Source organism: Hymenobacter sp. 15J16-1T3B (assembly GCF_020711235.1).
Lineage (GTDB): Bacteria > Bacteroidota > Bacteroidia > Cytophagales > Hymenobacteraceae > Solirubrum.
In genome coordinates, this window is sequence record NZ_JAJFAV010000011.1 from 124,160 (window position 1) to 148,773 (window position 24,614).

A 24,614-nucleotide genomic window follows, 5' to 3' on the forward strand; every position below is an offset into this window, starting at 1 on the left:
ATTTCACACGCTGCGGGCCGGTTTTTATTGTCGGGCTAGCTGCCGCCGGGGCATCCACCGCCCCTGCCGGGGCCGGCCGAGTTGCGCGGCCGGCTATTGGCCGAATGCCCCGGCAGGCCCTACTTTTGCCGGAATGGTGAAGAATTCACCGCTTGCTTCTATCCCTTTTTCAACTGTTTTATGCAACACAAGTATTTCGCGGTGCTGGCGGGTTTGCTGCTGACGGCTTCGGCCGCCCAGGCCCAGGTCACGTTCGGTCCGCGCGTCGGCCTGAACCTGAGCAACGTCGCCATCGACACCGACGACGCCAACGTCGACACCGACACCCAGGCCCGCCCCGGCGCGCAGCTGGGCGTGGCGGTAAACGTGCCGATGGGCAAGTTTGCGCTGCAGCCGGCCCTGGTGTTCAGCCAGAAAGGCTTCGCGGCGAAGGAAAAAAGTTCGGGCGGCTACATAAGCACCGTCGAGTCGAAAGTCCGCACAAACTACCTCGAAGTGCCGCTGAACCTGGTGTATACCTCCGGCGGCGACAAGGGCTTTCAGGTACTGGCCGGGCCGTACGTGGGCTTCGGGCTGAGCGGCAAGGTGTCGGCCAAAGGAACCTGGAGCTACCGCGACGCCTTCATCAACGACAGCGGCGTGGTCGACGAAACGCACGACGTGAAGTTTGTCAACAAGTACCCGACCCGCAACCCCGGCGACCACGCCTTCTTCCGCTCGCTCGACGCGGGCCTGAACGTGGGCGTGGGCGGCAAAATCAACGCCTTCCAGGTGCAACTGGTGTACGGCATGGGGCTGGCCAACATCATTCCCGACGAGCCCGTCGGCCAGGATTCCGACGACAAAGTGCGCAACCGGGGCTTTCAGCTCACGGCCGGATACTTCTTCAGCGGCAACTAGTCCGGCCAGCGGCTTTTCCGCGGCCTTGGCTGGCACCAGCCAAGGCCGCGGAAAAGCAACGGGCGCTTACTCCAACTAGAGTACTTGGGAGTGAACCAACTGCCGGACCAGCGCCTATTTTTGCCGGGCTGCGCCGTTGCTGTCAGCCGGTTATATTTTCCCTACTGCTTTATGTTCACCAAGTATTCTGTTGCCCTGCTGGGTTTGCTGCTCACGGCCTCGGCCGCCCAAGCCCAGGTGTATCTGAGCGCCGGCCCCACGCTGGGCGTTTCTTCCAGCACCGTGTCGGGGGATATGTTTCTCGGCTATTACGGCTCGGCCTACGAGAAAAGCCGACTTACGGCCCCGCAGGCCGGCGTCACGTTCAGTGCCCGGCTCGGGCACTTCGCCCTGCAACCCGCGCTGCTCTACACCGAAAAAGGCCTGCTGACGTCCCGCGACGCGGAAGGGCAGTACAGCTACCAGTCGCAGCGCTACCACTCGCACACGAAGTACAATTTCTCCGCCCGTTACCTGGAACTGCCCGTCAACGTGGTGGGCACGCTGGGCCGCGACGGCCGCGGCCTGCAGCTGCTGGCCGGCCCTTATGTGGCCCTGACCCTGAGCGGTACCCGGCACTTCGAAGAATACTACGACGAGCAGATTGTGGTGGCGCCCGGCAGTGAGCATCCCTCGTTCGACCGCCACGCCTACGACCAAGACTACCGCATCGGCAAGTCGGGCGACCCTCGCTCCGGCGACCTGCCGCTGCACCGCTTCGACTGGGGTGCCAACCTGGGCGCGGGCTACGCTCTGGGCCACTGGCAGGTGCAGGCCATCTACAGCGTAAGCCTGGCCGGCAGCCCGCCGACGACCCCAACCTACAACACCTCGACCTCGGCCCACTTCTACACCCCTTACCGCGTGTGGCAGGCCCGTCTCAGCTACCTTATCGGCGGCCAGCGCGAACGAAAATTGCCCGCCTTCCTCAACTTCCTGAACTTGAAGCCGGCCCAGTAACGGCCCGGGTTGGCGGGCAGCGGCGACGCTGGCAAATACCGGCGCGCGGCCGCTAATTATCTGCCGACGCGGCGGTTACTACGGCCGCCGACCGTGTTATTTAGCGGCGTCATCTACTTCGCGCCGTCCCGATGCCTTTTGCTAGAATCTTTCCGATTGCCGGCCTGCTGCTGAGCCTGCCGAGCCTGGCCACGGCGCAGGCGCAGTTCACATTTGGGCCCTGCGTGGGCGGCGGGCTGAGCGCCGTGCACTACAGCGCCGCGCTGCCGGCCACTACCCGCGCCGGGCGGCTGGCGGCGTACCAGCTAGGTGCCATGCTGCAGCTGCGGTATAGCCGCGTGGCGCTGCAATCGGGCCTGCTCGTCGTCACCAAAGGCAACCACGAAACCAACACGTACAGCTTTCAGGCCGGCGGGCGCACCGTGGAGGCCACCGCCACTTTCCGCGCCCGTTACGCCTACCTCGAGCTGCCGCTTCACGTGGCGTACGGCCCGGCCTGGGCCCGGGGCCTGCAGGTGTTCGGGGGGCCTTACGGCGCCGTGGGCGTGGGCGGGCGCTACCACAGCGAGTACCAGCAGTTCGACGAGCAGGGCAACTACCTGGGCACCCAGGTCAACGACTCGCCGGTGCGGTACGCGGGCTTGTTTTTCCAGTCGGGCGGGCCACGCACCTTCGACTACGGCCTGAACGCGGGCCTGGGCTACGCGCGGGGCCGCTGGCTGGCGCAGGCGCAGTACAGCTGGGGGCTGTGCAATCTGTTTGGCTACGCCCGCAGCGCCGACTTTCGGCAGTACCACCGCACGGCCGCCCTCACGCTCACCTACTGGCTGCTGACACCTTAGCGGCTGCCGGGCCGGCTGTCGAGCACGCGCTCGGCCTGGGCAATGTGGCGCTGCAGGTGGGCAATCATGAAGGCAAACTGGTCGGTGAGGCGCAGGCGCAGCAAGGGCACAATGGCGTTCGGAATGCGCACGGCGTTGGCGTTGATGGTGCGCGCCACCTGCAGCTGGTGGCTCAGGTCGTCGAGCTGGCGCAAGAATACTTCCACCACGGTGCGCGGCAGCCGCGAGCCGCTGGGGGCAAACTGCTGGGGCGTTTTCAGCGGCTTTTCGCGGGCCGGCGCCTGCATGGCCGCCGTTAGCTTCTTGCCGAAGTAGCCGTGCTTGACCTGCTCGGCCGGCTGGGTGCCGCGCTCCTGGGCCCGGCGCAGGCGCTGGTTCATCACCGGCAAGTACAGCCCCCCGATGATGTTGAGGTGCTCCAAGCACTGGCCCACGCTCCACTTGCCGGGGGCCGGGCCGCGGTTCAGCTGGTCTTCGCTGAGCGGCCGAAACCGCTCCTGCGCCACCCGGCGCACATCGGCCACGGCCTGGGTTAGCTGATCGAGAAACTCAGTGGTACGAAGCGGGGTGGACGCAGCCATCGGCGGGCGGAAACGAATGCGGCGGACAGGAATGGATAACAACTCGGCCCGCCCAAGGTACGGCGGGCCGGCGGCTTTGCCAACGCGAAAACGGCCCGGGAGGTTGGCCCGGCCAAGCACGGCGGCCGGTGGCGCCGGGCTGGCCGGGGCGCTACCGGTTCAGGCCCTGCGCGCTACCCGTCCGCTACTGCCCATGTGCGGGCAGCTCATATCTTGCCGCTTATGTTGCTCCACTTCCCGCTGCGCCGGCTGCTGCTGGCTTTCCTGCTGCTCGGCCCGGCGGCCGCCCGGGCCCAGGCCGTGCCCAATCCCGGCGAAAACATTGCCTACCTCGTCACCTTCGGGGCGCAAGCCGACAAGAGCTGGGGCGACGACGACTTCACCTCGGTGTACTTTTTTCTGGTGCCCAAGGAGCGCCGCCAGCCCGTCTACATCCGCGTGTTCGACCCCGACTGCGGCGGCAAGCACGACGAGGCTAAGTTCGGCTGGAACACCCAGACCGAGTTCAGCCTCTACGGCGGCCCCGGCACCCACTCCGCGCCCGACGCCCGCTCGCCCGAGCCCAAAGCCGGCCTGCGCAGCGGCACTCCGCTCAAAACGGTGGCCTTCGGCCCGGATGCCAAGCTGGACAACCAGTGGTACACCTTCGGCCCGCTCAACCCGCTGGAGGGCGAGCTGGTGCCCGAGTTTCAGGGCTACGTGTTCAAGGTGGTGGTGCAGGGCAAAAAGGGCGACGACGGCAACCTCTACCGGTTTTTCCTGAGCAGCAGCCCCGCGCAGAACGTGGCCGTGGAAGGCGGCAACGCCTTCACCTACGAGTACGCCATCCGCCTCACGCCCGAGCGCAACGCCGTGACGCACCTCTACCCCTTCGTCAACGAGCACGTGGTCAGCATCAAGCAGAGCAACTTCGACGCCGACGACGACTTGGGCATCAAGCTCTACTCCGTGGCCAAAAACGGGCACGACGCGGCCGTGTCGGGCGACACGCGCTGGGCCAGCAGCACCCACCCCGTCAGCGCCAAGGAGCACGGCCTCTCCATTGACATGCAGCTGACCAGCCGCTCCCGCGCCGCCAACGACCTGGTGTTTTACGTCACCGACCAGTACGACACGGCCCTCCCCTTCTTTGCCATTCCGCTGGGCGGCCCGCCCAAGTACCGCTACGACGTGGACGTGAAAATCCGCCGCTAAGCCGGGCGGCCACCGAGGCGGCGGGCGCGTTGGCCGAGCCGGGCGCTGCGTTCAACGCCAACGACTCCCGCCCCCCGGCCTCGGCCGTATCTTTCCCCGATGATTCGTTTTTGCGCGCGGTTTGGGCTGTTGCTTTGTCTGCTATGGGCCGGGCTGCTGCCGGCCCGCGCCCAGCAGCGGCACTGGCTGAAGCAGTTCGGGCCGGCCGAGGGCTTCGCGCCCAGCTTCGTCTACGCCCTGCACCAAGACCGGCAAGGCTACCTCTGGGCGGCCACCGCCGAGGGCTTGGTGCGCTACGACGGCACCGAGTTTGTCACCTTCACCACCAAGCACGGGCTGGCCGAGGACTTCGTGACCCGCCTCTACGAAGAGCCGCGTACCGGCACGCTCTGGGTGGGCCACTACCAGGGCGGCGTGTCGCGCTGGGACGGGCAGCGGTTCCATCGGGCCGCTAAAGCCACGCGGCTGCCAGCCGGCCTGAAACCGCAGCCCGGCATTCCACCCGCCGACACGGCCCGCATCGGTGCGTACCGGCGGCAGTTTCGCCTCAACTCGCAGGAAGTAGCCGACATCAGCTGCCTGGTGGAAGACCGGGAAGGCAACGCCTGGCTGGGCACGGCCGGCCAAGGCCTGTGGCGGCACTCCGACCGGCACATCACGCTGTACCCGTATCAGCCGCCCACCTTCACGGTCCCCACGGCGCTGGGGCGCGACGCCGTTCGGGCGCTGTACGGCTCAGCGCTGGGCCGCATGCACGCCTTACGGCCCGACCATTCGCTGGTGCCGCTGTCTCAGCCTTTGTACATGGGGGAAGAGCCGTTGCACGTTCCGGCTCCCGTTACGGCATTCGCCTTGGCCCCCACTGGTTCGGGCGCGACGACTCACTACCGCGTAGCCACCGATGGCGCGGGCGTGTGGGAATTGACGCGCCTTGACGGTTGGCAGCGCGTGTCGCGCCTGCCCGCCACCCTACGCGCCACCGCCCTGGCCGCCATGCCCGATGGCAGCCTGTGGGTCGGCACTGCGCTGGATGGCGCTTATTACCTGCCCGCCGACGCCTCCCAACCGGCCCAGCACTATACCACCGCCAACGGCCTGCTGCACAACACCATTTTCAGCCTGCTCGGCGACCGGGATGGCCGCGTGTGGTTCGGCACCCACGATACCGGCCTGGCCGTGTGGCAGCGCGGCCGCTTCGCCTACCACCGCTTCCCCAGTGGCGCCCTCGACGTCAGCGCCCTGGCCCAAGACAGCGCCGGCCGCGTCTGGATCGGCACCGAGGGCGCGGGCCTGTTCTGCTTTGAGCGCGGCCAGCTGCGCCAGTTCACTGGCGCCCAAGGCCTGCCGTCGATGTACTGCTACGCGCTGACGCGGTTCCGCATCGGGCAGACCTACCACGGCGTGTACGCCCCCGGCTATTCCCCCGATTCCATCTACCCTGACCAGCTGCTGGTGGTGCACCGCAACGGCCTGAGCGCCTACCACCCGGTGCAGAAACGCTTTGTACCACTAGCTTCGCCAAGTAATCCGCTGCTGCGCGACTTGCTGCCGCTGGTTGCGCTGGATACGCGCAACCTTGCCGTGTGGGCCGCCACGCGCACGGGGCTGATTTGCCTCAGCACGGCCGATTCGAGCTTGTTTCCGCGTCGCACGCTGGCCGGCCTCGCGGTGACCCGGGCCGAAGTCGACGGCGAAGCCCGCCGGCCCGGGGCCATCGGCACCCTGGCGGCCGGCCGGCACCGCGTGGCCTTTGACTTCCGCGGCCTGAGCCTCTCCGGCGCCGCCGACGTGGAGTACCAGTACCGCTTGCGCGGCTACCACGACGCCTGGAGCCGCCCCAGCCGCCTGGCCGAAGCCCAGTTCCCGGGTCTCGACGCCGGCCGCTACACGCTGGAAGTGCGGGCGCGGCTGCGCGCCGGGGCGCCCTGGAGCACGCCGGCTAGGGTGCCGTTCGGCGTTGCCACGCCGTTCTGGCGCACGTGGTGGTTTGCCGCGCTGGCCCTGCTGACGGCCGCCGCGGGCGTGTGGGCTGTCGTCCGCACCCGCGAGGCCACCCTGCGCCGCCAGAAGCTGCAGCTGGAGCGCACGGTGCGCGAACGAACCCAGCAGCTGCGCCAGCAAAAGGCGCACATCGAGCAAATCAACGGCGACCTAGTGCTGGCCCGCGACGCGGCCGAGGCTTCGCGCCGGGCCAAGGCGCAGTTTCTGGCCAACATGAGCCACGAAATCCGCACGCCGATGAACGCCGTCATCGGCCTGACGCACTTGCTGCAGCGCACGCCCACCAACGCCGAGCAGACCGAGTACCTGGCGGCTATTCAAGGCTCCTCGCAAAACCTGCTCACCATCATCAACGACATCCTCGACTCCTCCAAAATCGAGGCCGGCAAGATGTCGTTGGAAAGCGTGCCGTTCGGCCTGCGCGGGCTGCTGCAGCGGGTGGCGCGCATGTTTGAGTTTGCCACCGCCAGCAAGGGCCTGCAGCTGCGCCTGGAGCTGGCGCCCGAAGTGCCCGTGGCCGTGCTCGGCGACCCGGTGCGCCTGAACCAGGTGCTCGTCAACCTGGTCGGCAACGCCATCAAATTCACCGCCCGCGGCGCCGTGGCGGTGCGCGTAACGGCCCAACCCGGTGCCGCCGCGGCGGGGCAGTGGCTGGTGCGTTTTGCGGTGCAGGATACCGGCATCGGCATTGCGGCCGACAAGCTCGACGCCATTTTCGAAGACTTTTCGCAGGCCAACACCAGCACCACCCGGCAGTTTGGCGGCACCGGCCTGGGCCTGAGCATTGCCCGCAACTTGGTGGAGCTGCACGGCGGCCAGCTCTGGGTGGAAAGCACGGTGGGCGTGGGCTCCACGTTTCTTTTCGAGCTGCCCTACGCCGAAGCCGCCCCCGCCGAGCTACCCTCCGAGGCGCCCGCGGAACTGACGCCGTTCGAGCCGCCGCTGCGGGTGCTGGTGGCCGAAGACAACGAGCTAAACCAACTGGTGGCTCGCAAAACCCTGGAGGCCTGGAACGTGCAAGTGACGGTGGCGGCCAATGGCCGCTTGGCCGTGGAGGCAGCCACTGCCGCCCACTTCGACGCGGTGCTCATGGACGTGCAGATGCCCGAAATGGACGGCTACGAGGCCAGCCGCCAGCTGCGCCTGCGCTTCCCCGATGCCGCCGCGCTGCCCATCCTCGGCCTGACGGCTTCCGCCCTGCCCGAAGACCGCGCCCTGGCCCTGGCCGCGGGCATGAACGACACTTTGCCCAAGCCCTTCGACCCGGCCGAGCTTTACGCCAGCCTGGCCCGCTTTACCGGCCGCACCGCCGCGGCCACCGGGCCCGCGCCGGCTGCGCCCGCCGAGCCCCTGGAACCGGCCTGCGCCCCTGCAGCTACCCTCGGCGCCCCCGTTGATGCCCCCGACTGGTCGTTGCTGGAAGAGCTGGCCTTCGGCAACGAAGCCTTCATTGCCCAGATCATCGACACATTTTTGCGCGACGTGCCGCCCTTGCTGCCCCAGCTCCAGGCCGCTACCGCCGCCGCTGATGCCGCCGCTACGGCCAGCCTTGCCCACCGCATCAAGGGCCAGTTGGCGTATTTCGGCTTGCCCGAATTGCACGAGCAGCTCGACCAACTGGAGCAGCAGGCCAAACGGGGTGCCCTCCCCCCCGCCACGGCCGCCCAAACTGCCCGCATTGCCGGTCGTCTGCAGGCGCTTTTTCCGCTGCTGCAGCGCCGCCGCGACGGGGCCCCGGCCTGACGAGGCTTTTTCCGCCCGGGCGCCTACCTTTGGTCGTATGCCCAACTCCACTACGCCCACCGTGTTGCGCTGTCTCGTCGTCGACGATGATCCGCTGGCTATCCAGGTTATCCAGAATTGCATTACCCACACTGATTTCCTCGAACCGGTGGGCGCCTGCAGCAGCGCCATCGAAGCTGCGGCCACGCTGCGCACCACCCCCGTCGACCTGCTGTTTCTCGACGTGGACATGCCCGAGATGAGCGGCCTCGACCTGCTCGACACGCTCACCGAGCCGCCCCTGGTGGTGCTCGTCACCAGCAGCCGCGACCACGCCGTGGCCGCGTTCGAGCATCGCGTGGTTGATTACCTAGTGAAGCCCGTGGCCTACGCCCGCTTCCTCAAGGCGGCGCAAAAAGCCTTCGAAACCGCGCAGGCCGCCCCAACTCCCGCGCCGGCCGCCAGCCCCGTCTCAACCGACCACACCTTCGTCAAAGTCGACAGCAAGCTCGTGCGCGTGGGCTTCGACGAGGTGCACTACGTCGAAGCGCTGGGCGACTACGTGCACATTGTGCTCGGGCAGCAGAAACTCATTGTGTACAGCACCATGCGCGCCGTGGAGGAGAAATTTCCTGCCCAGCAGTTTGTGCGCATTCACCGTTCCACCATCGTCAACCTGCGCTACGTGCAGGCCATTGACGACAACGCCGTGGTTATCGACGGCAAGCACCTACCCATCGGCCAGACCTACCTGCGCGACGTGCTGCAGCGCCTCAACAAGTTTTAAGCGCCCCGTATGCCGGTGTTGTTTCGCCCGATCAGCCCTGCGCGGCGTCTCCCCAAACTTCTGCTACTGGGCGGCTGGCTGCTGGCCGGCTCCGGGGCACTAGCCCAGCAGGCCGGCGATACGCTCAGCGTGGCCTGCCCCCGTCCCGCTGTGCCCCCACCCTGCGTTGACCTCGACGCGCGCCGCTCCGTCGACCCTGCCGCGGGCCCGCTTACCTACCGCTGGCGCATGGGCGACGGCACCACGCTCAGCGGCCCGGTCGTGTCGCACTGCTACGCCGAGCGCCGCCGCTACCTTATCCAACTCGACGTGGTGGACGAGCGCACCGGCCGCGTGCGCACCGCCGAACAAACCTACCCCGTCGATTTTACGCTGGAGCCCCTGGTCGATTTTACCCTTTCCACCGACACCGTTCGCGTCGGCCAGCTAGTCACCTTCGATGCCTCGCAGGCCCAAATTCCGCCCTGCACCAACACCATCGTGCTCTGGGACTTCCGCGACGGCACCATCAGCAACGGCCGCCGCCTGACGCACGCCTTTCGCAAGCCCGGGCGCTTCGAAGTGCGCATGAGTTTGCGGGCCAACGGCCCTGATCCGTGCCCCGACAGCCACTGCGTGAGCCGCCCGGTGGTGGTGGTGCCCTGAAGAATTACAACGACCCCGACAAAATGCTTTTTTCTAAGCCCGGCCAATACTGCCGGGCTTTGTTGCGTTGTACTCGTACCAGACACTTGCACTGTTTCCTGATCAATCTAAATCAGTTACGAAATCCTGTGCAAAAAAATATTTCAAAAGTTCATAATAATTCAGCTTCCTTCCGTTTCTTTGTCCAACTGATCCAACATCATCACAACGTAATACAACCATACGGCTCCATGAAAAAGCTCCTGACCACCGCTTGCTTGTCGCTCCTCCTGGTTGGCGCTTATGCCCAAGGCTCGCCTTCCATCTCGCAGCGGGCCACCGAGTTTACCCGCTCGCTTGCTCCCCATGTAGGCCTCGACGACGCGCGTCAGATTCAGGTAAAGCGCCTGACCGTCAGCCGCATGGAGAAAGAACAGGAAATCGACCGCATGTACGTTGGCGACGAAGCCGTGCGGCAGCCCAAGCTGCAAGCCGTGGCCGAAGAATACCGTACCAACCTCAAGTCGCTGCTCACGCCCGCGCAGTACCAGCGCTTCGAGCAATGGGCGGCTACGGCCCCGGCCAACGCCACGGCCGCCAAGCCCTAATTGTTAGCGGCCTTGCCGCTCCCGTTGCTGCTGCTGTTCCGCCATGTGCTGTAGCAGTAGCAGGGTTTGTTGCCAGAGGTTTTCGTACGGAATGATTTCAATTTCCGCAAACGCCTCGCCCGGTGGCGGCGTTTCGCTGAGCTTGCTCAGCAGCGCCTGCCCCTTCTTTTCGCAGGCCCTTGGGTCAAAATTCTCCTTGACCGTGAGCTGCAGCAGCCGGAACATCAGCCGGCTGCGCAGCGTGGCAGCGTCGCGCAAGTGGGCGCTTTCGTACTTACGCAGGCTTTCCAAGCGCGCCAGTAGGGCTTCGATGTTGCCCTCGCGCAGGTAGTGCAGAAACTGTAGAATCAGGATGGCTACGTTGTAGCCCTGCTTGTCGCGGCTGTGGTCGGGAATGCGCTGCACCAGCTGCGCGAAGTGCAGCGGCCGCAGCCCCGCTTCTTCGGGCCGCACGAAGTACAGATAGGCCCGAAATAAGTCCCAGCGCTGCCGGGCCGGCTGCGATATTTTCGTCACGAACGGGTTGTTCTGCATCCGCCGCAGCAAGTCGCCGGCCAGAGCGTAGTTGCCGTCGTGCATGGCCAGCAGGTAGTAATTTTCCAGGAACACGAACCAGTTGTTGCTGGAGCGGTGAAAGGCCGAGAGGTAGCCCTCGGCCACAGCCAACCCGTCCTTCAGGCGCCGGGCCCGCAGGTGCGCGTACACGTTGTAAAACTTCGTGAAGCGGCTGTCGAAGCGCCGGGCGTTCAGCTTGCCCCGCGCAAACAGGTTTTCGGCCTCCTGGGTAATGCGGATAATTTCCTCAAAGTTGCCGACCAGTTCCTGCAAAATCAGTTGCAGTTTGAGCAGCGTATCGTACACGTTGTAAGACGGCACGCGCTTGTATAGCGCCTCCAGCTTGCCGATAATAGTCGGCAGTTCCTGCAGCAGCCGGCGCCGCGACGACACTGAGCGCGCCAGATTCATTTTGGCCTCCCGAAACAAGTGCTGGGCCTGCTGCTCAACTTGGGCCGTTTGCTCTAGCTTTTCGAGCGCCTTGACGCTTTTGCGGTACTGCGAGTAGTCGTTGGTTTCGATGCTGATGGCGCGCAGCATGTCCCAGGCCGTGATGGCGTGCTGCGTGAACTCGCCCTCGGTGGCCAAGCGCGCCACTTTGCGCAGCATCTGCGGCAGCAATATCCGCTCCCCTTCTCGCAGCAGCACGCTGGCTTGGTACAGCATCTCCAGGCACTGCTGCTCGTAGCGCCGGAAAGCAGGGTGCCGCGGATCCGTGTGGTCTAAAAAAAAGAGGTGGTTGAGGAGCTTTTGCTGCAAGCGCTGCTTAAGCTTGCGCACGGTGGCTTGGCTTTTGGCCGAGCCACTGTTGTACATGCGCTTGGCAACTTGCAAGTTGCTGACATTGGTATCGGCCAACAGGATATCCAGCAGCTCTTCTTCGCGGGTGCGGGCATCGCCGCGGCCGGCAAACTCAATTAGCGGCACCGTCGTGAGCCTTCGGTTCGTCACAACCTTAGCCAAATTCACCAACTCATTCATGGCTCAACTTAGTTTTTTCGCTAAAATCGGCTTTCTGTGCTCCGTTTCTCTTCACAAAGAACAAGTCACACCGTTCCCCCGTTTTTCCTTGAACATACGGGGTGGCTAGGCGCAGCTTTGTATTGTGGATAATTGGTGCCGTTTGCAGGGCATCTTGTCACAGAAAGCAGCAAATTACTGGTAAAGCTAGTGCCCTTACTACGCTAAGCAGAAGGCCTTCGCCGCATTTATTCTTAATCTATCACAGCCAATAAAGTAGGAATTATAGTCACAGCAACAGCAGGTTCTTCCTTTACCCCGGGTATGTGCATGACCCAACTTTGTGTCAATCAAACATTTGACACCACCCCAAAAACCCAAGGTCATGCTGGAACTGCTACTCGCCGCCTTCTTCCAATTCAACTCGATCTTCGTTGGCGTTGACGCTGCGGCTACCGAAACCGGTGGCACGGGCTGGGGCGAAGGCCAGACAACCACGACGACCACCACGACCACGTCGGCTGATACCGGTGGCACGGGCTGGGGCGAAGGCCAGGTTACGACGACGGCCTCTTTCGACACGGGCGGCACCGGCTGGGGCGAAGGTCAGTAATCGGGCGTTCAGCGGCACTTCGGTATCTTGGCCGGCCTTACCTCAGCGGTAGCGCTTCTGCCCATGCTCCGATTCGCCGTTATTTGGGGGCTGCTCAGCGGTATTCTTGGCCTGACCGCCTGCTCGCCCTCCTCCTCACCCCACTCCGCCAGCGCCCCCACCGTGCGGGTCTGCTGGCCCCGCGACCCGGAGTCGCTCAACCCGGTGACGCTGCCCAACGCGTACGCCGTGCAGGCCAACAACCTGCTGTACCAGAGTCTGCTTACCGTGGACGGCCCCACCCGCCGCCACGTGCCCTGGCTGGCGGCCGACCTACCCGCCGTCGAGCACCGCGACTCCCTTACATTCCTGCACTACCGGCTGCACCCGCAAGCAACTTGGGACAACGGCACTCCCATTCTGGCCCAAGACGTAGTTTTTACCCTTAAAGTGCTGAACTGCCCGGGCCTGCCCAACGAAAGCCTGCGCGGCCTCGTCAGCTTTATCCGGGACGTGCAAACGGACGCGGCTGACCCGCGGCGCTTTACGCTTGTCTGCCGCGGCTACGCCCCCGAATACCGCGACAACAGCGGGGAATTCCCCATTCTGCCCGCTTACCTAGTCGATCCGCAGGCGCGCCTTCGCTCGGTCCCGCTGCAGCAGCTGACGCAAGCCGACAGTTCGGTAGCGAGTGTGGCCGCCGTCCAGACGTTCCAACAAGAATTCAATCAAGCTGCCCGCTGGCGCGACCCGCGCACCTTGCGTGGCAGCGGCCCTTACCAGTTGGCCGGCTGGCAAGCCGGACAGCAAGTCACCTTTGTGCGCAAGCCTCGCTGGTGGGCCGACGGCCTCAAACCCGCCACGCCAGCCCTGACGGCCAACCCCGGCCGAATCGAATTTCACGTGGTGCCTAACCCCGCCACGGCGTTGCTGGCGTTGCGCCGCGGCGAGCTGGACGTGTACCCGAACATGCCCGGCCCCGATTTTGCGCGGCTCAAGACCAGCGACAGTTCCTCCTTCCGCTTCTATTCACCCGCTTCTTACCGCGTGGTGGTGCTGGAAATGAACGTGCAGCAGCCCGCGTTGCGCGACGCCCGTACCCGCCAAGCGCTGGCGTTGCTGGTCGACTACGACCGGTTGCTGCGCGCCACCCAGTACGGGCAAGGACAGCGCACCACCGGCCTCATCAGCCCGCGCGAAAAATGGGTGTACCACGACAGCTTACCGCTGCGTCCTTACGCCCCGGCTGAAGCAGCCACCCTGCTGCAGCGGGCCGGTTGGCAGCGCGGCCCCGACGGCTGGCGGCGCGCCGGGCAGCCCTTGACATTGCGCCTGTTTTACAGCGCCAGCGACCGAACGTACGCCACCGTAGCGTTGCTCTTTCAGCAGAGCGCCCGGCAAATTGGGCTACCCGTCACGCTGCACCCGACCGAAGCCGGGCAGCTGTCGGAGCTGCGGCGCAACGGCGAATTCGACTTAAGCCTGCGCACGCTCTACGGCAACCCGTTTGCGTACGACCTGCGCCCCTTGCTCCACACAGGCAGCATCGGCAGCGGCGGCGCCAACCGGAGCCGCTTTGGCAACGCCGCTTCGGACCGCCTGCTCGAAACCATCTACGCCACGGAGGATTCGGTGAGCAAAGCGCGGCTGCTGCGCCGACTGCAAACGTTGTTGTACCAGGAAGTGCCGTTTACCCCGCTGTTTTTTGAGCCCAACCGCCTTGCCGTCTCGCGGCGCTTCGCGCACGTGCGGCCTAGCGGCCTGGAGCCCGGCTACGACCTACCATCGTTCACCTTGGCCCCGGCGCAACCCTAACTAGATGATGGTCCGAGCCTTGGTATTGCGCGTGCTTCGGGCACTGGGCACGGCTTGGTTGATTGCCTCCGCCGTGTTTCTGCTGAGCCGCAGCTTACCGGGCGGCGGTCCGCACTTGTTCACCGATGAGCGCGCCGGTACCTTCGGCCAGCAAACCACGGCCGAGGCCCAGTACCAACGTCGACTGGAGCTGCAGACCCCGCTGTTTTATTTCCGCTTGCTGCCGGGACGGTGGTATGGCACTCCCAATCAGTATCATACTTGGCTGGGTCAGTTAAGCCGGGGCCAGTTAGGCCAGTCTTACCGGGACGACGTGGCCGTCACGGAACACCTGGCCCAGGCGCTGCGCCTGACCCTCCCTTTGACAGTTAGTGCGCTGTGCGTGGCCGCTGGCCTTGGGTTGCTGCTGGCCCAATGCGCCGCCCGCCGCCCGCGATGGTACCGGTGGCTGCTCTCGGCAGCGTATTTTCTGGACAGCCTGCCGCTGTTCGTCATAGGCATGGTGCTGCTCTTGTTGCTCGCCAATCCGGATTTTCTTTCCCTGTTGCCAGCCTACGGGTTGCCGGCTGACTATTCGGCCGCCGGCGCGTTATCCTGGTCGGCAGTACCGTATTTCGTCCTGCCGGTGCTGGCCCTCACGTTGAGCAGTCTGCCGGCGCTGCTTCTGCCCCTCATGGGCGCCCTGCGTGAGCAATGGCAACAGCCCTATATGGTGACAGCCCGGGCCAAAGGCGTTTCCCCGCGGCAGGCCGGCTGGCGTCATGCCTTGCCTAACGCTGCCCCCGTATTCATCACCCGCCTCGCCGACCTGGCGCCGGGCGTGGTGGCCGGGGCGGTAGTCATCGAAGTAGTATTTGCCCTGCCGGGCATGGGCCGGCTGCTGGCCGAAGCTGCCGCGGCCCGCGACGTTCCCGTGCTCGTGGGCGGTGTGCTGCTCATAGCGGCCGTGCGCCTGCTGGCCTGGCTGCTGGCCGACGTTGCCAACGCTCTTCTTGACCCGCGGCTGCTGTGAGTTGGACTGGTCCGCGTTTTCGCTTGATGAGCCGCTGGTTGGCAGGGCTATGGCTGTTGGCACTGCTGTTGGCCGCTGCGTGGGCGCAGTTTGGTCCGGCAGCAGGGCAGCCTGCGCCCCTGAACCTGGAGCAACTTAGCCATCCGCCATCCGCCCAGCACTGGCTGGGCACTGACCCCTATGGGCGCGACGTGCTTACCGACCTGATACTGGGCACGCGCCAATTGGTCATCATTAGTTTGCCAGCAGCGCTGTTGGCGTCGGCATTGGGTGCGGTATTAGGAGCCGCTGCGGGTTACTGGGGCAACACCGGTGTACGGTTGCGCACCAGCGCAGCAGTGGTCTTGCTAATCGGGATTGTAGGCGCATTGGTTACTGAGCCGGCGGAGGCGGGCTGGTGGCTGCTGGCTGCGGCCGGCTTGTCGGCTTGCACCTATGCTTCGTTTTTACCCGCAACCACCCTCGCCTTGCCCTTGGATTGGGCGGTGCTAGGTGCAGCCGCTTGGCTCGGAGCAGTGCCCCGTTTGGTATTGGTTCTGTCCCTGGTTGCCCTGCATGCACCGGCTGGGTGGTGGCTGGTCAGCATCCTGACCCTTACTTGCTGGCCTAGCACCGCCCGCCTCACGCGTACGTTGGTGCAGCAATTGCGTCAGCGCCCCTACGTAGAGGCCGGACGCGCCGCGGGGTATTCCACCGGCCGCCTGCTGTGGGTGCACCTAGCGCCCAACGTGTGGCCCAGTCTACGCAACACCCTGCCGCTCAACTTAAGTATCTGCTTGGGACTGCAAACCACGCTTGGGTTTCTCGGCATCGGCTTAAGTCCTGATCAGGCCGACTGGGGACTCACCCTGGCCAACGCCCGGCTGGAACCCGGCGCGTGGTGGCTGGTGCTAAGTGGGCTGCTGGCCCTCACCTGCACTATGGCCGCTATCTACCATCTGCTACCGGCTTCTGATGCCGGTTTAGCGCATTTACCCACTGCTAGCACAGCAGCCGACGTCACAAATAGCCAACAAATATCTACATCCATCGAGCAATAGGATGCGCTGATTAATGACTATTTATCAGCTTAATACGCCATGTTACAATTACACCACCCTATGTATTATCGATTTTACAGAGCTAATCAGCCACAATTTTCATGTCACAGCAGTAGCCCAATCTTCCTTTACCGACGCTAAACCATACGCTTCATTTGTATCGAAAACGCTGCTAAACGCCGCTGCCCAAAGGCTCTATCAGTCTCTAAGCTGCGCGCTTTCTTAGCCAAGGTCATTGCATTTACTCCACTGCTACAATGCAAGCCAATACACTGCCGCCTAATTCCTCGCCGGAAGCGGGCTCAGACGTAGTCAGTACCACAGATGGTCTGTTGGTAACGGACGCGTCAAAAGTCGAAGAAGCCTTGCGTCGCGGAGCCGCCGTGCGCATCGGAGATATAATAGTCGGTCTGTTCCCCACCTTGGAAGGGGCCGCTTAGATACTATCTATCCGGAGATTGGTCACTTGATTAGACCCTTCTCTAGTAGGTTGTTGCAATAGGTGTGTCGAAAAACCGCAGGCTATGCCGGCGGTTTTTTTGCGTTTGGCCTTTGCCTAACCGAGCACAAAAAAGCCGCCGCCTTTTCAGGCAGCGGCTTTTTTGCGTTAAAGCGGATTACGAAACGGCGGTACCACTCGGCACACTAGGCGCGGGGGGCGTGGCCGGCTGCGTATCGATGCCGGGCAGCGGGGGCTCCGGGGCATCGTGGTGCATGGGCGAGGCGCCGCTGGGGTGCCCGTCGCGCCACTCCGAGAGGGTTTCGCTGCGGTCGGTGCCTTCCATGTGCGCTTGGTAGGCCGTCGGGGCTGAGAAGGGCCGCTTGCCGACGAGACGTTCCAGGTCGTCCTGCAGCAGCACTTCCTTGCGCAACAGTTCCTGCGCCACGGCTTCGAGTTCCGTGCGGCGGTCGATGAGCAGCTGCTTGGTGCGCTCGTACTGGCCCTGAATCATCTTCCGGGCTTCCTCGTCGATGGTCTGGGCGGTGGCCTCCGAATACGGTTTGGAGAAGCCGTATTCGTTGCGGCCCTGCGAGTCGTAGAACGACACGTTACCAATCTTGTCGTTCATACCGTACACCGACACCATGCCGTAGGCACGCTTGGTGATGCTCTCGAGGTCCGACAGCGCGCCGGTCGAAATCTTACCGAACACCAAGTCCTCGGCGGCGCGGCCGCCCAGGGTCACGCACATCTGGTCGAGCAGTTGCTCGGTGGTGTAGAGGAACTGCTCGCGGGGCAGGTACTGCGCGTAGCCCAGGGCCGCATAGCCGCGGGGCACGATGCTCACCTTCACCAGCGGCTCGGCGTGCTCCAGGAACCAGCCGGCCACGGCGTGGCCCGCTTCGTGGTAGGCCACGATTTTCTTTTCCTCGGGGCTGATAATCTTGTTTTTCTTCTCTAAGCCGCCAATGACACGGTCGATGGCGTCCTGGAAGTCCTGCATGGTCACCATCTTCTTGTCGCGGCGGGCGGCAATGAGGGCGGCTTCGTTGCAGACGTTAGCAATTTCAGCGCCGGCAAAACCCGGCGTCTGAGCCGACAGGCGCTTGGCGTCCACATCGGGGGCTAGGGTCAGCGGCTTCAGGTGCACCGAGAAGATGGCGGTACGGCCGTTCAGGTCCGGCGGATCAACCGAAATCTGGCGGTCGAAGCGGCCAGGACGCAGCAGGGCTGAGTCGAGGGTGTCGGGGCGGTTGGTGGCGGCCAAGATGATAACACCCGAGTCGGTACCGAAGCCGTCCATTTCCACCAGCAGTGAGTTCAGGGTGTTTTCCCGTTCGTCGTTGCCGCCGGGCACGTTGCCGCGCGAGCGGCTGCGGCCAATGGCGTCGATTTCGTCGATGAAGATGATGCAGGGCGCTTTGGCCTTGGCCTGCTTGAACAGGTCACGCACGCGAGCCGCGCCTACGCCGACAAACATTTCCACAAAGTCGGAGCCCGACAGCGAGAAGAAGGGCACGTCGGCTTCCCCGGCTACGGCCTTGGCCAGCAAAGTTTTACCCGTACCAGGAGGACCTACCAGCAGGGCGCCTTTGGGAATTTTGCCGCCGAGGATGGTGAACTTCGAGGGGTTCTTGAGAAACTCCACGATTTCCTGCACCTCCTCTTTAGCTTCTTCCAGCCCGGCTACGTCCTTGAAGGTCACTTTTACCTTGTCGCCGCCCTCGAACAGGGCCGCGCGCGACTTGCCGATGTTGAAGATCTGGCCGCCGGGCCCGCCCGCGCCGCTCATACGGCGCATCAGGAACCAGAAGCCCACGAGCAGCAGCAGCATGAAGCCCCAGCTGGCAAACAGGTCGGTGACGCCCTGGCGGCTGTCGACTTTCAGGCCCACGCGCTGGGGCGGGGGAATGTTGGCCTGCAGCTTATCGAAGTCCTCTTTGAAGGTTTTGCCATCGATGACGCGGAAGTTGAACTGCGGCGTCTGGTCGGTCATCAGCGGGCCACGGTTGCGCAGCTGCTGGCCGTACTTGTTGCTCTGCAGGGCGTCTTTCTTGAGCGTGACTTCCACCGACCGGTCGTTGACGAGCGTGACGTCGCGCACGTCGCCGGCTTGGTACATCTGCTCAAACTCCTGCTGGGTAATCTCGACGGCCGAGGTGCCCCGGTTCAGGTAATAGAACCCAAACACGAGGATGGTCAGCCCGAGCAGCACCCACAGCTGCACACCGGGCTTGGGAGCCCCGGATGCTGGCAGCATGGGTTTTTTCTTTTTCGGAGAAGGGGTGTTATCTGGCATGAATAAGATTGGTCTTCAACAAAGGGAGACACTGCAGACCTGAACACGCCGCCGAAGCGGTTTGTTCGGCCCCGCCTGCTGCAAAGTCGCGGCCGGCGGGGCCTGGTTGCCAGGGCTGACGCACCGGCCCGGCAATTACTTTACCGGGGGCACAAAATCAGCGACGAGAACGAAGCGGACGGCTTACTTAACCGCCGTTTCTTCCTCGATAAAGGAAATTTCGGCGTCGCCCCACAGCTCTTCGAGCGCGTAGAACGAGCGACGGTCGCGCAGGAAGACGTGGACGACGACGTCGACGTAATCGAGCAGGACCCACTCGCGGTTTTGGCGGCCTTCGCTCTGCCACGGGTTTTGCCCGGTGGATTTTTCCACTTCCTCCTCTACCGAGCGCGCAATGGCGTCGAGCTGGGTATCGGACGAAGCCGAGCAGATGACGAAGTAATCGGCAACGGCGTTTTTGAGGTGTTTAAGATTGAGTACGACGATGTCAGAAGCTTTTTTGTCCTGCATCCCACGTACGACGAGGTCTGCCAAGTTGTCCGAATCCTGCCGAACCGGGGTAATTTTCATGTGGAGAAAGTAGGTTTGTCAATACAAAGTAGCGAAAAACAAGTGGAGCCAATCAGTCCCCAAACGCTCTTCACGGGCCAACAGCTTATCTGGTTGCCGGAATGTGGCTCTACGAACACGGAGGCACGCGAGCTAATAGGCCAAAACCGCGCCACCGATGGCTGTACCGTCATAACGGACAAGCAGACCGCCGGCCGCGGCCAACGCGGCAACCAGTGGGAGGCCGCGCCGGGCGAAAACCTGACGCTGTCGGTGGTGTGGCGCCCAACGTTTCTGCCGGCTGCCGCGCCGTTTCGGCTGAATCTGGCCGTGGCCCTCGGTGTGCACGACTGGGCCAGCGCCTTGCTCGGCCCCGACCCCGCCCTGCGCCTGAAGTGGCCGAACGACCTGTTCTACCAGGACCAGAAGCTGGGCGGCATCCTGATAGAAAACACACTTAGCGGCGGACAAATTCACTACAGCGTCGTTGGCATCGGAATAAATATCAACCAGACGCTATTTGACGTGTCCACGGCCACCTCGCTTAGCCGCTTGACCGGCCGCGCCTACGCCTTGCCGCCGCTGGCCGCCCGCCTGCTCGAAAGCCTGGAGCGGCGCTACCTGCAGCTGCGCGCCGGGCAAGTGGCCCAGCTGCAGCAAGCCTACCGGCAGGTGCTCTACCGCTACGACGAATGGCACCACTTTGAAGTGGACGGCAAGCGCGTGCCGGGTCGTATTGTGGACGTCACGGACGAAGGCATGCTGGTGCTGGAGCAGACTAATGGGCAGCGACGTAGCTTCGGCATGCAGGAAATCCGGCACGTGCTCAACGACTAGCAGCAGCAATTTCCGGCCGTGAGGCAACCATCAGCGGGCAGTTTGCGAGTGCGTGGGTGTACTCTTCTGCCCCTCGCCACTATGCCTGAACCCTAGCTCGTTAAACCCGGTGGGCTCTTGCTGCTCCAAGGGCCGTGCACTGCCTCGCCTCGTTCCGGCACGCGGCTTGCAACAAGCCACCCGTTGCCGCCAATTTTCCTCGGAAATTTCCTATCTTAGGCCTAGCCGATGCGTCGGCGGGGCCACGCTCTCAACGCCAAATTCTATGAAGCTTTTTACTCGCCTCCTCGCTGCCACCGGCCTGCTGCTGCTGCAGGTTCCTGCTTGGGCAGCTACCGTTGTCGTGCAAGTGCGCGACTTTGAGTATTCGCCCCAGGTGGTCAACATCGCGCCCGGCGACGTGGTGCGCTTTCAGTGGGTCAGTGGCACCCACCCGACCGTGTCGGACAGCTCCCCGGCGGCGTTTGCGGCCTTTACGCCCAGCGCGTCGGTGCCGACGCGCGACGTGACGTTTAATACTGCCGGCACCTACGATTACCATTGCACGGCCCACGGCGCGGCCGGTCGCGTCGGCATGTGGGGCAGCGTGAGCGTGTCGCCGGCCAACCCCACCCGCGAAGCCACCAAGCAGGCCGCGGCCCTGCTCAACGTGTACCCCAACCCGGTACGCGGCGGCGAGGCCACGCTGACGATGAGCGACTTAAAACCCGGCCAGGCCTACCGCCTGCGCATCACCAACATCATCGGCCGGGAAGTGCAGAATGTGGCGTTGCGCCCCGACATCGTGACCAACGGCCAGCCCATCAGTTTCTCCGCGCTGCCGGCCGGGCTCTACATCTGCTCGGTGCTCAGCAACGACAAAGTTCTAGCCACCAAGCGCGTGACGGTGCAAGACTAACACCGGCCCTTGCGTCAATTTGATCTGGCAACATCCGCTCCCGCGTTGGGGGCGGATGTTTTTTTGTGCCGTTACCGCCCGAAAAACGCCTGGGCGGGCCTTGCCGCATTTATGCCTACTTTTGGCATTCCTGAAAATCCCTGTATGCAGCGTTACTCGCGACTGAATAACCTGGTGGGCTGGCTGGTGTTTGCCGTGGCCACCATTACCTATCTGCTCACGCTAGAACCCACGGCTAGTTTCTGGGACTGCGGCGAGTTCATTGCCTGCTCCTACAAGCTGCTGGTGCCCCACCCGCCCGGCGCGCCCACCTTCCTGCTGCTGGGCCGCCTGTTTTCCCTGCTCTCCTTCGGCGACGTGACGAAGGTGTCGGTGCTGGTGAATGCCTTGTCGGGGCTGAGTTCCTCGTTCACAGTGCTCTTCCTGTTCTGGACCATCACCATGCTGGCCAAGAAGCTGGTGCTGGGCCGCCCCGGCATGCACGACGACCGGCCGCTGGAGCCCACCGCCGGGCAAACCCTGCTCATTTTGGGCAGCGGCGCCGTTGGGGCGCTGGCGCTGGCCTTTTCCGATTCGTTTTGGTTTAACGCCGTGGAGGCCGAAGTGTACGCCATGTCCTCCTTGTGCACCGCCGCAGTCGTGTGGCTGATGCTGAAGTGGGAAAACCGCGCCGACGAGTACGACTCAGACAAGTGGCTGATTCTGATTGCCTACGTGATGGGCCTAAGCATCGGGGTGCACTTGCTGAACCTGCTGGCCATTCCGGCTCTGGGCCTGATCTACTACTTCCGCCGCACTGCTACGCCGACCTGGATGGGCGGCTTTATCACCCTGGTAGTCAGCAGCATCATCGTCGGGCTGATTCTGGTGGGCATTATCCCGGGCCTGCCGTCCATTGCCGGCTGGTTTGAGGTCTTGTTCGTCAACTCGTTCGGACTGCCGTTCAACTCGGGCCTGATTTTCTTCCTGATTATCTTCTTCGGGCTGCTCTGGTTTGGCTTCCGCTACTCCAAGCAGCGCAGCAGCCGCCTGCTCAACACGGCCCTGCTCAGCCTGGTATTCATTCTGATCGGCTACTCCTCGTACCTGATCATCCCCATCCGCTCGTCCTTCCTGCCGACCATCAACGAGAACACGCCCAACGACGTGCTCTCGTTCGTGAGCTACCTCAAGCGCGAACAGTACGGGGACCGTCCGCTGCTCTACGGCCCGCAGTTCAGCGCCCAGCCCTACGACCAGAAAGAAGGCGCTCCGCGCTACGTGCGCGGCACCGATAAGTACGAAATTGCCGAGCACCGCCTCGAAACGCTGTACCGCGACGAGGACAAAGTGCTGCTGCCCCGCCTTTACTCGCCCGACCCCGGCCACATTCAGCAGTACCAGAAATGGGGCGTGAACGTGCGCCAGATGCAGGACCCGGAAACCGGCCAGACCTCTTACGCCAAGCCCACCATGGGCGAAAACCTGGGCTTTTTGTTCCGCTACCAGATGGGCCACATGTTCTGGCGCTACTTCATGTGGAACTTCGTTGGCCGCGACTCCGACGTGCAACAGGCCGGCGTGATGTGGCCCAACGAGGGCAGCAAGAGCGGCTTGCCGGAGCGCATTGCCGACAGCAAGGCCCGCAACAATTTCTTCGCCATTCCGCTGCTGCTGGGCATCGTGGGCCTCTTTTTCCACGCCCGCCGCGACGGCAACAACGCCCTGATGGTGGGCTTCCTGTTCCTCTTCACGGGCCTGGCCATCGTCATTTACCTGAACCAGCCGCCCATCGAGCCGCGCGAGCGGGACTACACCTTCGCCGGCGCCACCTACGCCTTTGCCATCTGGATTGGCCTCGGCGTGCTGGGCCTCGCGGCGCTGCTGCGCTCGGTGCTCAAGTCTGATTCGGCCCGTGGCGGTATTGCCGTGGCTATCGGCCTTGTGGCGCCCGCGCTGATGGCCGCCCAGGGCTGGAACGACCACGACCGCTCCGACCGCTACAACTCGGTGGATTCGGCCAAGAACCTGCTGAACTCGCTGCAGCCCAACGCCATTCTCTTCACCAACGGCGACAACGACACCTTCCCGCTCTGGTACGCTCAAGAAGTGGAAGGCGTGCGCACCGACGTGCGCGTGGCCGTGCTCAGCTACCTGAACACCGACTGGTACATCGACCAGATGAAGCGCCGCAGCTACAAGTCGCAGCCGCTGCCGATTTCGATGGAGCACTCGGTGTACCAGCAGGGCACCAACGACTACCTCCCCTACGCCGAAAACCCGGCCGTGAAGGAGGTGGACCTGAAGCAATTCATGCAGCTGGTGGAGCAAAACTCGCCCCTGCTGCAGGTGCAGACGCAAAGCGGCCGCCCGCTGCTGAGCTTCCCGACGCGTAAGTTCTACCTGCCCATCGACACCGCCGCGGTGGAGAAAATGGGCCTGGTGCTGCCCGAGCGGCGCAACCAAGTGGTGTCGCGCATGGAATGGGACATGGGCCGCGGCGCCATCGAGAAGAAAAACCTGGTGATTCTGGACATGCTGGCCACCAACAACTGGCAGCGCCCGATTTACTTCTCCTCGACGGTGAACACGCAGGACTTCATGAACCTGCAGCCCTACTTCCAGCTGGAAGGCATGGCCTACCGCGTGCTGCCCATCAAGGATCCGAATTTCAACCCGCAGAGCAACCAAGAAGGCTACGTGGCGAAGGATCTGATGTACAACATCATGATGAAGCGCTTCGCCTACCGCAACCTCGACCGCGCCGACATCTTCTACGACGAAAACAACCTGCGCTTCCCGGCCAACTACCGCGACAAGTTCTACCGCCTGGCCCAGAGCTACGTGGATGCCGGCGACAACGCCAAGGCCAAGGAGGTGATGGACTACTGCTTCAAGGTGATGCCCGACAAGGCTATTCCCTACGACTACTACGTGCCCCAGTTCGTGGTGCCGCTGGTGAAAGTGGGCGAAACGCAGCGCGCCAACGAAATCATGGATACCATGACCAACCGCGCCCAGCAGGCCCTGGCCTACTACAACACGGCGCCCGACGGCGGCCTGTTCGACATGGAAGTGCAGCTGAACCTGCTCACCCTGCAGAGCGTGTACCGCGCCGCCGAGCAAATCGGCGACCGGGGCCGCGCCACCAAGGCCCTGAACCTGCTGCAGCAGTACTACCCGCAGGGCGGCTAAGCCCACCTGCTCTCCTACTCGAAAACGCCCCGCCGATGCTGTATCGGCGGGGCGTTTTGCTTGGCGCAGCCCCCAAGCGGCCTTGCTCAGCAGCCCCGGTCATTCGCCGCGTTGACCAGCGTTGTCATCATCTGACGCTGTCTTAAAAGCGTTGCTGATTTGCTACTCGCATAGCTTTTTCCG

19 protein-coding genes are annotated in these 24,614 nt (G+C 63.8%); 15 read left to right on the forward strand and 4 right to left on the reverse strand.

Translation table 11 applies throughout. The features are described 5' to 3' along the window. Nucleotides 1–180: 180 nt before the first annotated feature. From LJ737_RS18220 to LJ737_RS18230, 3 genes are all read left to right on the forward strand, one after another. Nucleotides 181–900 (forward strand): porin family protein, encoded by a 720-nt coding sequence (locus LJ737_RS18220; protein ID WP_227768177.1) that lies wholly within the window; start codon nucleotides 181–183, stop codon nucleotides 898–900. Nucleotides 901–1,071: 171 nt separating this feature from the next. Next, nucleotides 1,072–1,899: an outer membrane beta-barrel protein gene (locus LJ737_RS18225; RefSeq protein WP_227768178.1), complete on the forward strand. Its 828-nt coding sequence runs from the start codon at nucleotides 1,072–1,074 to the stop codon at nucleotides 1,897–1,899. A gap of 131 nt (nucleotides 1,900–2,030) precedes the next feature. After that, a complete protein-coding gene (locus tag LJ737_RS18230) occupies nucleotides 2,031–2,741 on the forward strand; it encodes an outer membrane beta-barrel protein (RefSeq protein WP_227768179.1) in 711 nt (236 codons plus the stop codon). Here LJ737_RS18230 and LJ737_RS18235 read toward each other — a convergent pair. Next, complete coding sequence (locus LJ737_RS18235) at nucleotides 2,738–3,322, reverse strand: DinB family protein (protein WP_227768180.1); 585 nt, start codon at nucleotides 3,320–3,322, stop codon at nucleotides 2,738–2,740. The genes LJ737_RS18230 and LJ737_RS18235 overlap by 4 nt on opposite strands. Before the next feature lie 222 nt (nucleotides 3,323–3,544). Here LJ737_RS18235 and LJ737_RS18240 point away from each other — a divergent pair, with 222 nt between their 5' ends. The 5 genes from LJ737_RS18240 (at nucleotide 3,545) to LJ737_RS18260 (ending at nucleotide 10,258) form a co-directional block, all read left to right on the forward strand. Then, a complete protein-coding gene (locus tag LJ737_RS18240; RefSeq protein ID WP_227768181.1) occupies nucleotides 3,545–4,516 on the forward strand; it encodes a hypothetical protein in 972 nt (323 codons plus the stop codon). Nucleotides 4,517–4,615: 99 nt separating this feature from the next. Beyond that, nucleotides 4,616–8,260 carry a hybrid sensor histidine kinase/response regulator gene (locus tag LJ737_RS18245; RefSeq protein WP_227768182.1) on the forward strand — a complete coding sequence of 1,215 codons (3,645 nt, stop codon included), beginning with the start codon at nucleotides 4,616–4,618 and terminating at the stop codon, nucleotides 8,258–8,260. Between the two features lie 37 nt (nucleotides 8,261–8,297). Further along, nucleotides 8,298–9,026 carry a LytR/AlgR family response regulator transcription factor gene (locus LJ737_RS18250; RefSeq protein WP_227768183.1) on the forward strand — a complete coding sequence of 243 codons (729 nt, stop codon included), beginning with the start codon at nucleotides 8,298–8,300 and terminating at the stop codon, nucleotides 9,024–9,026. Between the two features lie 150 nt (nucleotides 9,027–9,176). Continuing rightward, nucleotides 9,177–9,671 (forward strand): PKD domain-containing protein, encoded by a 495-nt coding sequence (locus LJ737_RS18255; RefSeq protein ID WP_410779956.1) that lies wholly within the window; start codon nucleotides 9,177–9,179, stop codon nucleotides 9,669–9,671. A 230-nt stretch (nucleotides 9,672–9,901) separates the two neighbouring features. Next, nucleotides 9,902–10,258, forward strand: a complete 357-nt coding sequence (locus tag LJ737_RS18260) for a hypothetical protein (protein WP_227768185.1) — start codon at nucleotides 9,902–9,904, stop codon at nucleotides 10,256–10,258. Nucleotides 10,259–10,261: 3 nt separating this feature from the next. Here LJ737_RS18260 and LJ737_RS18265 read toward each other — a convergent pair whose 3' ends face one another. Next, nucleotides 10,262–11,764 (reverse strand): hypothetical protein, encoded by a 1,503-nt coding sequence (locus tag LJ737_RS18265; RefSeq protein ID WP_227768186.1) that lies wholly within the window; start codon nucleotides 11,762–11,764, stop codon nucleotides 10,262–10,264. Nucleotides 11,765–12,158: 394 nt separating this feature from the next. Between LJ737_RS18265 and LJ737_RS18270 the strand changes: the two genes are divergently transcribed. From LJ737_RS18270 to LJ737_RS18285, 4 genes are all read left to right on the forward strand, one after another. Continuing rightward, entirely contained in the window at nucleotides 12,159–12,386 is a 228-nt protein-coding gene (locus tag LJ737_RS18270) for a hypothetical protein (protein ID WP_227768187.1), read from the forward strand. Nucleotides 12,387–12,449: 63 nt separating this feature from the next. After that, nucleotides 12,450–14,180 (forward strand): ABC transporter substrate-binding protein, encoded by a 1,731-nt coding sequence (locus LJ737_RS18275; RefSeq protein WP_227768188.1) that lies wholly within the window; start codon nucleotides 12,450–12,452, stop codon nucleotides 14,178–14,180. A 4-nt stretch (nucleotides 14,181–14,184) separates the two neighbouring features. Beyond that, nucleotides 14,185–15,192: an ABC transporter permease gene (locus LJ737_RS18280; protein WP_227768189.1), complete on the forward strand. Its 1,008-nt coding sequence runs from the start codon at nucleotides 14,185–14,187 to the stop codon at nucleotides 15,190–15,192. A 26-nt stretch (nucleotides 15,193–15,218) separates the two neighbouring features. Further along, nucleotides 15,219–16,232, forward strand: a complete 1,014-nt coding sequence (locus LJ737_RS18285) for an ABC transporter permease (RefSeq protein WP_227768190.1) — start codon at nucleotides 15,219–15,221, stop codon at nucleotides 16,230–16,232. A gap of 617 nt (nucleotides 16,233–16,849) precedes the next feature. Here the strand turns inward: LJ737_RS18285 and ftsH are convergent. Both ftsH and rsfS read right to left on the reverse strand, forming a co-directional pair. Beyond that, entirely contained in the window at nucleotides 16,850–18,973 is a 2,124-nt protein-coding gene (gene ftsH, locus LJ737_RS18290) for an ATP-dependent zinc metalloprotease FtsH (protein ID WP_410779957.1), read from the reverse strand. Between the two features lie 183 nt (nucleotides 18,974–19,156). After that, entirely contained in the window at nucleotides 19,157–19,543 is a 387-nt protein-coding gene (gene rsfS / locus LJ737_RS18295) for a ribosome silencing factor (protein WP_111478388.1), read from the reverse strand. 42 nt (nucleotides 19,544–19,585) lie between these two features. On the opposite strand from rsfS, the gene LJ737_RS18300 reads away from it, so the two are divergent. From LJ737_RS18300 to LJ737_RS18310, 3 genes are all read left to right on the forward strand, one after another. After that, nucleotides 19,586–20,359 (forward strand): biotin--[acetyl-CoA-carboxylase] ligase, encoded by a 774-nt coding sequence (locus tag LJ737_RS18300; RefSeq protein WP_227768192.1) that lies wholly within the window; start codon nucleotides 19,586–19,588, stop codon nucleotides 20,357–20,359. Between the two features lie 265 nt (nucleotides 20,360–20,624). Further along, a complete protein-coding gene (locus tag LJ737_RS18305) occupies nucleotides 20,625–21,257 on the forward strand; it encodes a T9SS type A sorting domain-containing protein (RefSeq protein WP_227768193.1) in 633 nt (210 codons plus the stop codon). 144 nt (nucleotides 21,258–21,401) lie between these two features. Then, nucleotides 21,402–24,431 (forward strand): protein O-mannosyl-transferase family, encoded by a 3,030-nt coding sequence (locus LJ737_RS18310; RefSeq protein WP_227768194.1) that lies wholly within the window; start codon nucleotides 21,402–21,404, stop codon nucleotides 24,429–24,431. Nucleotides 24,432–24,614 lie beyond the last annotated feature (183 nt).

Excerpts from the sequence above, each read along its gene's own strand:
- rsfS (WP_111478388.1), bottom strand. The coding sequence starts at position 19,543 with ATGAAAATTACCCCGGTTCGGCAGGATTCGGACAACTTGGCAGACCTC.
- LJ737_RS18220 (WP_227768177.1), top strand. The coding sequence starts at position 181 with ATGCAACACAAGTATTTCGCGGTGCTGGCGGGTTTGCTGCTGACGGCT.
- LJ737_RS18245 (WP_227768182.1), top strand. The coding sequence starts at position 4,616 with ATGATTCGTTTTTGCGCGCGGTTTGGGCTGTTGCTTTGTCTGCTATGG.
- ftsH (WP_410779957.1), bottom strand. The coding sequence starts at position 18,973 with ATGCCAGATAACACCCCTTCTCCGAAAAAGAAAAAACCCATGCTGCCA.
- LJ737_RS18225 (WP_227768178.1), top strand. The coding sequence starts at position 1,072 with ATGTTCACCAAGTATTCTGTTGCCCTGCTGGGTTTGCTGCTCACGGCC.
- LJ737_RS18280 (WP_227768189.1), top strand. The coding sequence starts at position 14,185 with ATGATGGTCCGAGCCTTGGTATTGCGCGTGCTTCGGGCACTGGGCACG.
- LJ737_RS18285 (WP_227768190.1), top strand. The coding sequence starts at position 15,219 with ATGAGCCGCTGGTTGGCAGGGCTATGGCTGTTGGCACTGCTGTTGGCC.
- LJ737_RS18310 (WP_227768194.1), top strand. The coding sequence starts at position 21,402 with ATGCAGCGTTACTCGCGACTGAATAACCTGGTGGGCTGGCTGGTGTTT.
- LJ737_RS18240 (WP_227768181.1), top strand. The coding sequence starts at position 3,545 with ATGTTGCTCCACTTCCCGCTGCGCCGGCTGCTGCTGGCTTTCCTGCTG.
- LJ737_RS18230 (WP_227768179.1), top strand. The coding sequence starts at position 2,031 with ATGCCTTTTGCTAGAATCTTTCCGATTGCCGGCCTGCTGCTGAGCCTG.
- LJ737_RS18275 (WP_227768188.1), top strand. The coding sequence starts at position 12,450 with ATGCTCCGATTCGCCGTTATTTGGGGGCTGCTCAGCGGTATTCTTGGC.
- LJ737_RS18270 (WP_227768187.1), top strand. The coding sequence starts at position 12,159 with ATGCTGGAACTGCTACTCGCCGCCTTCTTCCAATTCAACTCGATCTTC.
- LJ737_RS18235 (WP_227768180.1), bottom strand. The coding sequence starts at position 3,322 with ATGGCTGCGTCCACCCCGCTTCGTACCACTGAGTTTCTCGATCAGCTA.
- LJ737_RS18260 (WP_227768185.1), top strand. The coding sequence starts at position 9,902 with ATGAAAAAGCTCCTGACCACCGCTTGCTTGTCGCTCCTCCTGGTTGGC.
- LJ737_RS18250 (WP_227768183.1), top strand. The coding sequence starts at position 8,298 with ATGCCCAACTCCACTACGCCCACCGTGTTGCGCTGTCTCGTCGTCGAC.
- LJ737_RS18305 (WP_227768193.1), top strand. The coding sequence starts at position 20,625 with ATGAAGCTTTTTACTCGCCTCCTCGCTGCCACCGGCCTGCTGCTGCTG.